The sequence below is a fragment of the Phenylobacterium aquaticum genome, assembly GCF_947378715.1.
GTDB classification, from domain to species: Bacteria; Pseudomonadota; Alphaproteobacteria; order Caulobacterales; family Caulobacteraceae; genus Phenylobacterium; species Phenylobacterium aquaticum_A.
In genome coordinates this window covers 1-13,154 of the sequence record NZ_CANCLE010000024.1, presented here as the reverse complement: position 1 = coordinate 13,154, position 13,154 = coordinate 1, and the positions used below count along the sequence as shown (strand labels likewise).

The 13,154-nt window shown below is 67.6% G+C and carries 12 protein-coding genes; 6 read left to right on the top strand and 6 right to left on the bottom strand.

Annotated elements, in window-relative coordinates; all coding sequences use genetic code 11:
• Nucleotides 1-30: 30 nt before the first annotated feature.
• Nucleotides 31-468 carry a type II 3-dehydroquinate dehydratase gene (aroQ, locus tag Q7P21_RS05315; protein WP_304168817.1) on the bottom strand — a complete coding sequence of 146 codons (438 nt, stop codon included), beginning with the start codon at nt 466-468 and terminating at the stop codon, nt 31-33.
• Nucleotides 469-558: 90 nt separating this feature from the next.
• Between aroQ and thiS the strand changes: the two genes are divergently transcribed.
• Genes thiS through Q7P21_RS05300 form a run of 3 tightly spaced genes read left to right on the top strand, consistent with a single transcriptional unit; the run spans nt 559 to nt 2,220 of the window.
• Nucleotides 559-759 (top strand): sulfur carrier protein ThiS, encoded by a 201-nt coding sequence (gene thiS / locus Q7P21_RS05310; protein ID WP_304168820.1) that lies wholly within the window; start codon nt 559-561, stop codon nt 757-759.
• Between the two features lies 1 nt (nt 760).
• On the top strand, nt 761-1,567 hold the full coding sequence (locus Q7P21_RS05305; RefSeq protein WP_304168824.1) for a thiazole synthase: 807 nt from the start codon (nt 761-763) through the stop codon (nt 1,565-1,567).
• A complete protein-coding gene (locus tag Q7P21_RS05300; protein WP_304168827.1) occupies nt 1,567-2,220 on the top strand; it encodes a 2-hydroxychromene-2-carboxylate isomerase in 654 nt (217 codons plus the stop codon). The genes Q7P21_RS05305 and Q7P21_RS05300 overlap by 1 nt, the downstream gene beginning before the upstream one ends.
• On the opposite strand, the gene Q7P21_RS05295 is transcribed toward Q7P21_RS05300, so the two are convergent.
• Complete coding sequence (locus tag Q7P21_RS05295; RefSeq protein WP_304176101.1) at nt 2,217-2,627, bottom strand: hypothetical protein; 411 nt, start codon at nt 2,625-2,627, stop codon at nt 2,217-2,219. The two genes, Q7P21_RS05300 and Q7P21_RS05295, sit on opposite strands and share 4 nt — an antisense overlap.
• Before the next feature lie 99 nt (nt 2,628-2,726).
• Here Q7P21_RS05295 and Q7P21_RS05290 point away from each other — a divergent pair, with 99 nt between their 5' ends.
• Nucleotides 2,727-3,536, top strand: a complete 810-nt coding sequence (locus Q7P21_RS05290) for an SDR family oxidoreductase (RefSeq protein ID WP_304168832.1) — start codon at nt 2,727-2,729, stop codon at nt 3,534-3,536.
• Between the two features lie 140 nt (nt 3,537-3,676).
• Here the strand turns inward: Q7P21_RS05290 and Q7P21_RS05285 are convergent, their stop codons facing one another.
• The 4 genes from Q7P21_RS05285 to Q7P21_RS05270 all read right to left on the bottom strand — a co-directional run bounded on the left by Q7P21_RS05285 (nt 3,677) and on the right by Q7P21_RS05270 (nt 10,141).
• Entirely contained in the window at nt 3,677-5,176 is a 1,500-nt protein-coding gene (locus tag Q7P21_RS05285) for an FAD-dependent oxidoreductase (protein WP_304176099.1), read from the bottom strand.
• Between the two features lie 91 nt (nt 5,177-5,267).
• Entirely contained in the window at nt 5,268-5,996 is a 729-nt protein-coding gene (locus Q7P21_RS05280; RefSeq protein ID WP_304168838.1) for a DsbA family protein, read from the bottom strand.
• A 58-nt stretch (nt 5,997-6,054) separates the two neighbouring features.
• Nucleotides 6,055-7,443 carry a M48 family metalloprotease gene (locus Q7P21_RS05275; RefSeq protein ID WP_304168841.1) on the bottom strand — a complete coding sequence of 463 codons (1,389 nt, stop codon included), beginning with the start codon at nt 7,441-7,443 and terminating at the stop codon, nt 6,055-6,057.
• 49 nt (nt 7,444-7,492) lie between these two features.
• Nucleotides 7,493-10,141 (bottom strand): ribonuclease E/G, encoded by a 2,649-nt coding sequence (locus tag Q7P21_RS05270; RefSeq protein ID WP_304168844.1) that lies wholly within the window; start codon nt 10,139-10,141, stop codon nt 7,493-7,495.
• Between the two features lie 433 nt (nt 10,142-10,574).
• Between Q7P21_RS05270 and Q7P21_RS05265 the strand changes: the two genes are divergently transcribed.
• Both Q7P21_RS05265 and Q7P21_RS05260 read left to right on the top strand, forming a co-directional pair.
• On the top strand, nt 10,575-11,759 hold the full coding sequence (locus tag Q7P21_RS05265) for an N-acetylmuramoyl-L-alanine amidase (RefSeq protein WP_304176098.1): 1,185 nt from the start codon (nt 10,575-10,577) through the stop codon (nt 11,757-11,759).
• Between the two features lie 164 nt (nt 11,760-11,923).
• Nucleotides 11,924-13,154, top strand: a 1,231-nt coding sequence (locus Q7P21_RS05260) for a transglycosylase domain-containing protein (RefSeq protein ID WP_304176096.1), incomplete at its 3' end; no start/stop codon positions are given.

Genomic DNA, 13,154 nt, shown 5'->3' with positions numbered 1-13,154 from the left:
AGGACCCTTATCTCTCTTAGGTGTGGGGGCTTAGGCGGAAAGCTTCGCCGCGGCCTCGACAGCCAGTTCATAGCTCGCCGCGCCGAAACCGGAGACCACTCCGGTCGCCGCCAGCGAGACATAGGTGTGATGACGGAACGCCTCGCGCGCCGCCGGGTTGGACAGGTGACATTCGATGATCGGAATTTCGAGCGTCTTCAAGGCGTCCAGCAGGGCCACGGAGGTGTGTCCGTAGCCCGCCGGATTGATGACCACGGCGCAGGCATGCGTCCGCGCCTCCTGCACCCAGTCAATCAACTGGCCTTCGTGATTGGATTGCCGGAAGACGATCGTACGGTTGAGGGCCCCGGCGCGGCGTTCGCAAAGCTCGCGCACGTCGTCCAGGGTCGCTTTTCCGTAAATCTCCGGCTCACGGGTCCCCAGAAGGTTGAGGTTGGGCCCGCTCAGCACATAGATCGGTTTCGACATTCGGCTCCGCCGTCGATTCCGCCGTCTTGTAACGGGGGACGGCGGGGGTCACAAGCATCGCGAGGATTCACCCCGCATTCGAGGTCCGTCATGACCCTGACCATCAATGGCGAAATGCGCGATTTCACCGGGTTTTCGCATCTGGCGGCCCTGGTCGAGGCGCTTGGCCTGGATCCGCGCAAGGTGGCGGTGGAACGCAATCTGGAGATCGTGCCCCGTTCGGCCTATCACGCGACTCCCGTCGCCGACGGCGACCGGATCGAGATCGTTCACTTCATCGGAGGCGGCTGACATGGACGGCGCGCAAACCCCCCAGGCGACCGCTCAGGCCGAGGACAGCTGGACCGTAGCCGGCCGCACCTTCCGGTCACGGCTGATCGTCGGCACCGGAAAGTATAAGGACTATGCCGAGAACGCGGCGGCCGCCGAGGCGGCGGGCGCTGAGATCGTCACCGTGGCGCTGCGCCGGGTGAACCTGTCCGACCCCAGCCAGCCGATGCTGGTCGACTACGTCAAGCCCGACCGCTTCACCTTCCTGCCCAACACCGCCGGCTGTTTCACCGGCGAGGAGGCGGTCCGCACCCTGCGCCTGGCCCGCGAGGCCGGGGGCTGGGACCTGGTCAAGCTGGAGGTGCTGTCCAACACCAAGCACCTGCTGCCGGACATGGAGGAGACGCTTCGGGCCATGAAGCTGCTGATCTCCGAGGGCTTCCAGGTCATGGTCTATTGCACCGACGACCCGGTCTACGCCCAGAAGCTCGAGGACGCCGGCGCTGCGGCCATCATGCCCGCCGCCGCCCCGATCGGCTCGGGGCGCGGCATCCAGAACGCGCTGAACCTGGCCCTGATCATCGAGCAGACCAAGGTGCCGGTGCTGGTCGACGCCGGGGTCGGCACGGCGTCGGACGCCGTCATCGCCATGGAACTGGGCTGCGACGCGGTGCTGATGAACACCGCCATCGCTGGAGCCCAGGATCCGATCCGCATGGCCACCGCCATGAAGCACGCGGTCATCGCCGGGCGTGAGGCGTTCCTGGCAGGCCGAATGCCAAAACGCATGTATGCTGATCCGTCCTCGCCCCTATCCGGATTGATCTGATGCCGCTGTCCGTCGACGTCTTCTGGTCGTTTCGCAGTCCCTATTCCTATCTGGTGACCTCGAAGCTGCGGGCGTTGCAGGAGGCCTATGACGTCACCATCAACATGCGGCCGGTCTATCCCCTGGCCGTGCGCTCGGAAGGCTTTTTCACCAAGGCCGATCCGCTATTCATCCCCTATCTGATGCGCGACATCCGCCGTCTGGCGGAGTTCCACGGTCTGCCGCTGCAATGGCCGCGCCCAGATCCGGTGGTGATCAACCGCGAGACCCTGAACGGGACCCCGGAGCAGCCGCACCTCGACCTCTTGATGCCGCTTGGCGTCATGGCCGCCCACACGCCCCAGGGCGTGGCCTTCTATGACGAGGTCAGCCGGCTGATCTGGTCGGGCGAGGACATGCCCTGGAACGAGGGCGACAAGCTCGAGCGCGCCATCGCCCGGGCGGGCCTCGACATGGCGACCCTGCAGGCGCAGGCCGACGCCGCCGGTGACGCCATAGCCGGGGAGATCGAGGCCAACCAGGAGGCCCACCGGGCTTCAGGCCATTGGGGCGTTCCGACCATGACCTTCGAAGGCGAGCCCTTCTTCGGCCAGGACCGCTTCGACCTGCTGGTCTGGCGGTTGAAGCAGCACGGGCTGACCGCGCGGGGCTAGGGACGTCGCTCCGCGCGATATCCATTGAAGCTGAGGACTGCGCCGACCCCGATCAGCAGGATGAAGACGGCGTCCGTGCCTGCGCCCTGGCCCAACTGCGGTGCGTGCGGGGCGATCATGCGCCAAAGCCCGGCCAGCAAAAGCGCCCAGCCGGCCAGAGTCACCAGGACTTGCCAGTCCCGGCTCCAGCTTCGATGCGCTTGCAGGATGCTCACCCCCGCCACGAACAGGATCGTGCCGTTGAGATAGACCTGGGGAGGCGTGATCGCGGCGAAGGCGTCGAGGTTCAGGGCCTCAGTGATGGACAGGACAACCAGGGACGGGCCGGCAATCCGCGCGATTCTTTGGGCGTTGGTCATGTCCCCAGCTGGAAGCCGGTCATCCCCTCTGTCCTTGACGAGGGTCAAGTCGTGTCGCAGTGGCGAATTCCCCCCTCCATTCCGCCACGGCAATGGTCCTAGACTGCCGGCAGCAAGCGCACGCCAAGTCGCCAGGGAGAAACGCACATGGGCACGTCGAACGGCCGTCCGACCATCTTCATCACCGGCGCCGCCTCGGGCATGGGCCGCGAGACCGCCTTGCTGTTCCATCAGAAGGGCTGGTTCGTCGGCGCCTATGATGTCAACAGCCAGGGGCTGGACACGCTGAAGCGCGACATCGGCCGCGAGAACTGCGTCACGGGCGTGCTCAATGTCACCGACCGCGCCGCCTATCAGGCCGCCTTCGCCGCCTTCGCCGAGGCCACCGGCGGGCGGATGGACATCCTCTACAACAATGCCGGCATCGGCCGGGGCGGGCCCTTCGCCGACCAGCCGTTCGAGGACATCATGGCGGTGGTGAACGTCAATTTCGTCGGGGTGCTGATCGGCATCCACGAGGGGATCGGCCTGCTGAAGGCCACGCCCAACTCCATGTGCTTCACGACCTCCTCGTCCTCAGCCACCTATGGCATGGCGGGGATCGCGGTCTATTCGGCCACCAAGCATGCGGTGAAGGGGCTGACCGAGGCCCTGGCGGTCGAGTTCAAGGCCTATGGCGTGCGGGTCGCCGATGTGCTGCCGGGCCTGATCGACACCCCGATCCTGCCGCCCGGCGCCGTCGCGGCCGCGCCCAAGGAGGGCATGTTCCGCGCCATCCCGCCCTCGGCCGTGGCCGAGGTGGTCTGGGAGGCCTATCACTCCGACAAACTGCACTGGTACGTGCCGCCGGAGCTGATCGAGCTCGACAAGGCCGCGACCCTGACCCCGGAAGCGGTGCGCGACCAGTTCATCGCCAGGGGTCCCTTCGCCGGGATCGACGCGGCCACGGCGGGGTAGGGGACGTCGCCTGGGATGCGGAGCGGCGAGAGCCCTTTCCAGTCTGGCTGACTCAACCAAACTGGAAAAGAATGGCTCCAAATCAACAAGTTAGGGCATTTCTTGATCTGAAACGTGCGTCACGCTTTTCAGGAAATGCTCTAGGCCCGTTCCGCCGCCAGGCGCTCGATGTCGGCCGAGGCCGAGACACCCACCGCGCGGTAGAGCTCGCCACGCTCAGGCCCTAGCTGGGGCGGATAGGCGGCGGCGTTGGCGGCTTTGCCGCGCGCCCAATAGCCCATCACCTTGGCCAGGTTCCGAGGCCGGCGCAGCCAGGCCGAGGGGTGCTCCAGCATGTGGAAGCCGCGCAAGGCCTCACGCATCAGACCGGGGTCGGATCGGACGGCGATATTGACCCCATCCTCCAGGAAGCTCTTCAGCACCCGCGCCCGCAGCCCCGGCCTGTAGCTGGGGGTGAGCGCGTGGCGGGCCCGGCGGATGGCGGCGCGGTCCTGTTCCAGCATGTTGTCGTAATAGGGCCTGATCTCGGCGGCGACCTTGTCGTGGAAGATCAGGGCCCGGGCCGTGGGATCGGGGCTTTCGGCCAGGGTGTCGCGCAGCAGATAGGCGCTGACGGCGGCGAAGGAACAGCCCCGGCCATAGAGCGGATTGGTGCGCACCAGACTGTCGCCTATGGCGAAGAAGCCCGTCGCCGCCGCCCGGCCATCCTTGACCAGGTCGCGCCAACGGCTGTGCAGGTCGCCCATGCCGAACACCTTGCTCACCCCCTCGGTGCGCTCCGGTTCGATCCAGGGGACCATGCCGGGCATCTGGCGGCACAGGGCGTCGAAGGTGTCGGGGTCGACGATCGCCTTGCGCATCTCCATCTCGATCTCAGGCACGCAGATGGTGATCGAGAAGCAACTATTGTCAGCCGGGAACACGCCGAACTTCAGGAAGCCCAGGTCGCCGCTGGCCGGGGTCTTGCCGCGCGGCGGCTCGCTCTGGCCGGGGCGCAGGCGGTAGTGACGGGTGAAATAGAGGATGCCCGCGGTCTCGGAGACCTCACCGATCGCGGCGCCCAACTCCGTCAGTTGCTCGCAGGCCCCAGAGGTGCGCCCGGCGGCGTCCACGACCAGATCCGCGCTCAGGGTCTCGCCATTCTCCAGCACGACCCCAGTGACCTTCAGGGGGCGATCCGGGGCGGTCTCCACCGCCAGGGCCTTGACGAAGGTCTCCGAGCGGATGGTCACGTGGGGCAGGCGCTCCACATAGCGCCGGATGATCAACTCCAGGGTGGTTCGCCGGCTGGTCAGCACCACCAGTTCCGCGTCGATCGGCTTGGCGACGTAACGGGTCTTGTGCAGGTCGGTCAGCATTTCGGCGAAGGCGATCTCGCGGCAACCGGCGGCCAGCAGGTCATCCAGCAGGGCGCGATGCTCGTCACGGATCACCGATCTCAGGCGGGCCAGGAAGGCATGGCTGTGGCGCAGGTGGCCGACGCCGCGCCGCGTCCAGTCGGCGAAGGCCTGATCAGCGTCTCCGCCCGGCGGCGGCGGGTCGCGCTCGAGCAGGGTGATCTCGCGGCCTGTCGGCGCGAGCGCCAGGGCCGCGCAGAGCCCGGCCATGCCGGCGCCGATCACCAGGACCTGTTCGGTCATGAAGCCTCCCGAAACAATGTTTTCCGGGAATCCTATGCGCCTCTAGGTGGTCTTGGAAAGGCAGACCTTAGGTAAGGCCGTACTATAAATTCTAACCCGCCCGTCGGATCGCGGCCTTGGCCTCGGTGATCGCGGCGCGCAGGGCGGGCAGGTCGGCGCCCGGGATCATCCGGTCGCCGACGATGAAGGCCGGCGTGCCCTCGATATTGAGCGCCTTGGCCAGGTCGCGGGTGTCGGCCAGTTGCTTGGCGATAGCCGGTGATTCGCCGGCGGCCTTGGCGGCGGTCGGGTCTATGCCCAGGGCGGCCAGGTGGCGGTCGATGGCCGCGTCGTCCAGGGCCTTCTCCGCCATCCAGGCCTGGTAGAGTTGCACCCCCTTGGCCTTGCCGGCCGAGGTCAGGGCGATCTTGGCGGCCAGGTCGGACTCGGCGCCAAAGATCGGGAACTCCTTGAACACGAACCGGACGTCGGGGTTCTGCTGAATGATCTTCACCACCTCGGGCGCGGACAGTTTGCAGTAGCCGCAGCGGTAGTCGAAGAACTCCACCACCGTGATCTGGCCGCCCGGATTGGCCACGAAATCGCGCGGATCAGCCTCCAGCGCCTTCTTCTGCGTGGTGAGCGAGGCCTTGGCCAGGTTGGCGGCGTCGGCCTGCTTCTTGGCGTTCAGGGCGACGATGGCTTCCTCGATCACCTCGGGATGGGCGAGCAGATAGCCGCGCACCTTTTCCCCGAACGCCGCATCGGCGGACTTCTGGCAGCCGGTCAGGGCGAGGAGGGCGCAGAGCGCGACGGCGGCGACGCGGAAGGGTGTTTTCATGGAGCCAGGGCTTAGTGGAAGCGGTGGGGTTTGCGAAGGGCGCGAGGTGGCGCGGCGGCTAAAGCCGGTCGTCCTTGTCGAGCCCGCGATAGGTGTCCTTGTCCGGGTTTGAGGTCCGGGCGATGTCGGTGGCGCGCCGCCATTCGGGGGAATGTTTGTCCAGCATGTCCCGCGCCCGCATGGCGAAGATCAGGGCCTGGCGCTTGTCGCCGATGCGGTCGTTGTATTCGGCGGTGGCGTAGCGGGCCAGGCCGTCCTTGCCCTGGCCGGCATAGGCCTCCGCCAGCAGCCGCCAGGCGACGGCGTTGTCGCCGTCCTGGTCGAGGGAGCGCTTGAGCTCGACCACGCCTTCCTCGACCTTGGCCTTGTCCGGCAGGGCGATCAGGGTCTGGCCAAGATTGACCCGCAGCAGCGGGGCGTCGGGCTTCAGAGCGACCGACTTGCGCTGCGGAGCCTCGGCCTCGGGCGCGTGGCCGAATTCGAACAGCACCTGGCCCTTGAGCTCCCAGAGGTAGGCGTTGTTCGGCTGGGCGGCCAGCATGGAGTCGATGCGCTTGATCGCCTTCTCCGGCTCGCGCAGCTGATAATAGGCGATCGCGCAGGCGTACTGGGTCGGATAGTCCGGGTCCTTGTCGCCGCACTTGGCCATGGCGATGTTGGGATTGATGAAGCCCTGCAGCTTGGCCTTCATGATCTCGTGCCGGGCCATGGCTTCCGGGCTGTCGGTCTGGGTGTAGTGGGGCAGTTTCTCGACCCGGGCGCGCAGGGCCTCGATCCGGTCTGACGACAGCGGGTGGCTGCGGAAATACGGGAACCGCCGGGCTTCCTGGAAGACTTCCTGGTAGCGGAAATTGTCGAAGAACTCGACCAGACCGCGCCCTGACATGCCGGCCTTTTCCAGATAGGTCGCCCCGGCCTGGTCGGCGCGGCTCTCCTGCTCGCGGCTGTAGCCCAGGGCGCCCAGGGTGCCGAAATAGCCGGCGTTGCCGGCCAGCACGGCGCCGGCCTCGGCGTTGCCGGCCAGGGCGGCCAGGACGCCCAGCCCCATGGTCAAGAGAAAGGGCTTCAGCCCGGCGCGGTTCATGTCGTCGGAGCGGGCGGAGTGGCCGCCGGCCAGGTGTCCGATCTCGTGGGCCATGACGCCCTGCAACTGGTTCGGCGACTTCGATTCCAGGATCAGGCCGGTATAGACCGCCATGGTCCCGGGCGAGGCGAAGGCCTGCAGGTCCGAACTGCCGATCAGAAGGATGTGCACCGACTTGGCGTCGAGGCCTGCGGCGTCGAACAGCGGCGCAGCGTCGTCGTGCAGTATGTCCTCGATCTCGGTGTCCCGGATCAGGGAGACATTGTCATCCTGGGCGGCGGCGGGCGCGGGCCGCACCGTCAGGCTCATGGCCAGGGCTGCGGCCATGGCCAGACGGAATGGCGTTCGGGTCGGGGAGACCATGCTTCTCAAGAACTCCTAAGCGCCGCTCCCCGACCCGAACCCTATAGCGTCAACCGCGACGCCACCAGCCTCTCTTCGGAGCGGCGGGCGGAGCGACGATCTCGGCCGGATCCGGCTCGCGCGGGGCCGCCGGGGCGACTTCGACAACGGGCTCTGCGGCGACAGGCTCGGGCGCGACCGCTGCTGCTGGGGCCTCGACGACCTCGGCGACGGCCTCGACCGGGGCGGCTTTGGCGCGGCTGCGGCGGGCGCGGGCCGGCTTGGCGGGCGCCTCTTCCTCGGCGACGACCACCGGGTCCGGCTCGGCCGGGGCGCCTTCGGCGACCTCGACCTCGGCGGCGACCACTTCAGGCGCCTCGGCGACAGCCTCGGCGTCGACGGTGCGTCCGCCACGGCCGCGACGGGCGCGGCCCTTCTTCGGCTTGTCCTCGATCGCGGGCAGTTCGACCCACATGTCGTCGCCGCCCTCGGCAGCCGGGGCGATCATCGGCGAAGCCGCGTCGTCGGCCTCTTCCTCCATCACGACAGGCGAAGGGGCGCGGTCATTGGCCGGGGCCGGGGCGCGGAAGTCTTCCGCCGGATCGTGCCAGACAAAGGGATCATCGCCATAGGGCACCCAGGGGCGCGTCCAGGCGAAGACGTCGGCGGGACGGCTGTCGTCACGCATCCGGCGACCGCCACGGCGTCCGCGACGGCGACGGCGGCCGCCATGGCCATCGTCTTCCTCGTCAGCGCGCAGGGGCTCCGGCGCGCGGGGAGCCTTGGGCTCCTCGGCGGCGCGGGGCTCGTCGCCCCGGCGCCCGCGACGGCGACGGCGACGGCCGCGACGGGCGCCGCTCTCGTCATCGTCGGAGGCCGGCGCATCCGCGGCGGGGGCGCGACCAGAGGCGCGAACCGGACGATCATCGTCCTCGTCCTCATCCTCTTCCTCGTCGTCGCGGCCCTTGCTGACGATTTCCTCGTCGTCCTCGTCTTCGTCCTCGTCCTCATAGGCGTCATCGTCGAAGTCGTCGTCGGCGGGGGCATAGGCCTCCAGCGGCTTCTGACGGGCGATGATCGCGTGCTCGGGACGGGGCTCGCTGGCGGTGCGCTCGATCTCGTGATCGGCATGGGCCAGGACGTCGTCGATCAGGATGGTGATGAACAGGCCGAGGGTCTCGTGGACCCGCGCCAAGTGGTTGCGCTTCTCGTTGAGAATATAAAGGCCGACCGCGCGCGGGACCTTCAGGGTCGCCTCGCCGCCGCCCTTCAGAGCCTCCATCTCGATGGCGCGCAGGGCCGCCAGGGCGCTGGACTCCACGGAGCGGACCCGCCCGGTGCCGGCGCAATGTTCGCAGACATGGGTCGTGCCTTCCAGCACGCCGCTGCGGCGACGCTGACGGCTGATCTCCATCAGGCCGAAGGTCGAGATCTTGCCCATCTGGATGCGGGCGCGGTCGTCCTTCAGCGAATCCTTCAGCTTCTTCTCGACCGCCCGGTTGTTCTTCGACTCATCCATGTCGATGAAGTCGATGACGATCAGGCCGGCCAGATCGCGCAGACGCAGCTGGCGAGCGGTCTCTTCGGCCGCCTCCATGTTGGTCTTCAGCGCGGTCGCCTCGATGTTCCGCTCGCGAGTGGCGCGGCCGGAGTTCACGTCGACGGCCACCAGGGCCTCGGTCTGGTTGATCACCAGATAGCCGCCCGAGCGCAGGGGCACGGTGGGGGTGTAGATCTGGCTGAGGTGGTCCTCGACCTTGTGCTTCACGAACAGCGGGGTCGCTTCGCGATAGGCCTGAACCTTCTTGGCCTGCGAGGGCATCAGCATGCGCATGAAGTCGCGGGCTTCCTTGAAGCCGGCCTCACCCTCGACCCAGACCTCATCGATGTCCTTGTCATAGAGGTCGCGGATGGTCCGTTTGACCAGGTCCTCTTCCTCATAGATCAGCGCCGGCGCCACCGAGTGCAGGGTGGTGTCGCGGATGTTCTCCCACAGGCGCAGCAGATATTCGTAGTCGCGCTTGATCTCGGCCTTGGTGCGCTTGGCGCCGGCCGTGCGCACGATCAGCCCCATGCCGTCCGGCACATCCAGGCTCTGGACCACGCCCTTGAGGCGCTTGCGGTCGGTGACCGTGGTGATCTTGCGGCTGATCCCGCCGCCCCGGGCGGTGTTGGGCATCAGGACGCCATAACGGCCGGCGAGCGACAGATAGGTGGTGAGCGCCGCACCCTTGTTGCCGCGCTCTTCCTTGACGACCTGCACCAGCATGATCTGCCGGCGGCGGATCACTTCCTGGATCTTGTACTTGCGCATCAGCCGCCGGCGACGCCGGGCGACTTCTTCTTCCATGACGTCATCGTCGTCATCGACGCTGTCGTCCTCGTCCTCGTCGTCGTTGGACCGGGCGCGAGCCTCATGGGGCTCGTCGTCCTCCTCGGCCTCTTCGCGCATGAGGGCTTCGCGATCCGCGACGGGGATCTGGTAGTAGTCAGGGTGGATTTCGTTGAAGGCCAGGAAGCCGTGGCGGTTCCCGCCATATTCGATGAACGCCGCCTGGAGCGAGGGCTCCACCCGGGTCACCTTGGCGAGATAGATGTTGCCTCTAAGTTGTTTGCGGTTCTGGCTCTCGAAATCGAATTCTTCAACCCGGTTCCCGTCGACCACCACCACACGCGTCTCTTCTGCGTGCGCGGCGTCGATAAGCATCTTCTTCGTCATTAGGTGAATCTCCGTGGCGCGCCGCGAACCCACGGGCCGGGCGCCGCCTATTTGTCAGGAGGGCGCGCGCGCATCCGCCGATCGCGTCGAAGACGACGCGGGCGGTGCTAGGCCGGAAGTTGGCTCGAGCGGCGCTGCCCATAGTGTGTTTCCCAGGCGCGCCCACAGAGCGCGGGCGCGGATCGGATGATGCGTGGTGGCCGAAAAGTCGGTAGCCGACGCAGGCTGATTTGCGCGGACGGCGCCCGGGCGAGGCCGTGGGCGATCACACGCGGGTCGACATTGCAACACTGGGGCGGAAAAGGAAAGGCCGCGCTCTGACGGCGCGCTTAACCGTTTGTCTACCCGGTTTGGGTCTATAGTGAATTCCCAAATACGATAATCGAGTGGGTTGGTGGGTTTCAGTATGCTGTCGCGGCTTGGCGGCCTTGCAATGCGGAGCGGCAAGCGCGGGCTGGCGGCCTTGATCGCCGGGACCCTGTGCGTGGCTGTGGCTGCGGTGTCCCAGGCCTCGGCGGCGGGCGGCGGCGTGCTCAAGGTGCGGCTCGGCGGTGATCGCGCCGAGACCCGGATCGTCATCGACCTCGACCGTTCGGCCGCCGGCAAGGTGATCGCCGACGGCGCCGACGACCATCGCCTCATCATCAATCTTCCCGGCGTAAACGTCGATTCCGCCTTGCAGGGCGGGGGCCAGGGGCTGGTGGGCGCCTGGATGATCGACCGCACGGCCACCGGCGCGCGCCTCAAGGTCGACCTGACCGGCGACGCGGTGATCAAGCGCCGCTTCCTGTTGCCGCCCGCCGATGGCGCAGCCACCTATCGTTATGTGATCGACCTGGCCTCTGGCGCCGCGGCCGGCGCCTCCGCGCCCACCCTGCGCGCCGACGGCGTCACCTTCATTTCTCAGCCCATGCCGATGCGCGCGCCGCCGCTGGCCCTGAAGAAGATCGTGGTGATCGACGCCGGCCATGGGGGTAAGGACCCCGGCGCCCTCGGCGCGACCGGCTATGAAAAGGACGTCACCCTGGCCGCGGCCCTGGCGCTGAAGGCCAGGCTGGAACGCTCGGGCCGCTATCGCGTGGTCATGACCCGTGATTCGGACGTCTATGTGCCGCTGGAGACCCGGGTGCCGATCGCGCGTCGGGCCGGCGCCGACCTGTTCATCTCGCTGCACGCCGATTCCGGCCCCAACACCGCCAATCGCGGCGCCAGCGTCTATACCCTCGCCGACCGGGCGGTCAGCCGCTCGGCCAAGCTGGTGTCCAAGGACGACTGGTTCATGAAGGCCAGCCTGCAGGGCGACCGTGGCGTCTCCGGCATCCTGTTCGACCTGACCCAGCGCGCCACCAAGAACCGTTCCGCCAGCTTCGCCGAGATGCTGCTCGACCGGATCAGCGACAGCGATATCAAGCTGCTGCGCCGCAGCCATCGTGAGGCGGGCCTCGCCGTGCTGCTGGCCCCTGATGTGCCGGCGGTGCTGCTGGAGATGGGCTTCGTCAACAATCCCGACGACGAGTCCTTCCTGCGCGACCCGGGTGGTCGGGGCAAGATGATGAACGCCGTGGCCGACTCCATCGACGCCTATTTCGCCCAGGAAACCCGGCTGGCCGCGCGCTGATCCCAAGGGGTCGCCCCGCGCTGCGGGAATCGACTTCCCCTTTTTCGAAACGCGCTCTAGACGAAGACCATGCGGGAGCTGGCGCCCGCGGAGGTCTGTCAGTCTTGAATCCCCCGGAAAGATGGGTCGCGGTCGCCGGTGTCACGGTGCTCAGCGCTATCGCCGTGGCCGGTTTGGCCATCGCCATCTATGCCGCATGGCTGTTCCACGACATGCCGGACGCCACCGACCTCGTGGACTACCGCCCGCCGACCGCCACGCGCGCCTATGCCTGGGACGGGACCCTGATCGGCGAGTTCAGCCGCGAGCGGCGGATCTTCGTGCCCTATGACAATATCCCGCCGCAGCTGGCCCAGGCGTTCCTGGCCGCCGAGGACCACTCGTTCTTCCAGCACGGCGGCGTCGACGCCACCGGCCTGGTCCGGGCCATGGGCAAGAACGTGCTCAATGCAGTGCGCGGCAAGCGCCTGGAAGGCGGCTCGACCATCACCCAGCAGGTGGCCAAGAACGTTCTCTTGACCAGCGACGCCACCGTGGGCCGCAAGCTCAAGGAGGCGATCCTCGCCCGCCGGCTCGAGCAGACGCTCAACAAGGAGCAGATCCTCGAGCTCTATCTGAACGAGATCTGGCTGGGCTACCGCTCCTATGGGATCGGCACCGCCGCCTACAACTACTTCGGCAAGTCGCTGAACCAGCTGGACCTGGCCGAGATGGCCTATCTCGGCTCCCTGCCCAAGGGTCCGGACAACTACCACCCGATCCGCAACAAGGAAGCGGCGCTCCGCCGCCGCAACTGGGTGCTGGGCCAGATGGCCAACGCCGGGTTCGTGAGCCAGGCCCAGGCCGAGGCCGCCGCCCGCGAAGACCTGGTGGTCCAGGCCGCGCCGACCCGCGCCAAGTACCAGGACGCCGACTATTTCGTCGAAGAAGTGCGCCAGCGCGCCACCGTCACCATGGGCGAGAAGCTCACCGAGGGCGGCTACTACATGCGCACCACGCTGGACCCGCGCCTGCAGTCCATCGCCCGCGACAGCCTGATGAAGGGCCTTGAGGTCTACGACCGCCGCCACGGCTGGCGCGGGGCCTGGGGCCACATGGACCTCAATTCCGACTGGACCCAGAAGGTCAAGGACAAGACCCCGCCCGCCGAGCGGCGCCTGTGGCGGGCCGCCATCGTCGAGGACGCCGCCGCCAACGTCCGCGTCCAGGCCTCCGACGGGCATGTGGGTTATCTCGATCCGGCCGACGTGGCCTGGGCCAAGCGCGGCAAGGGCCTGACGCGCGGCGATCTGGTGTGGGTCGAGCCGATGACCGCGCCGGGGCGCTTCAACCTGCGCCAGGTGCCGATCGTCAACGGGGCCATGGTGGCCATCGATCCCTGGTCCGGCCGGGTGC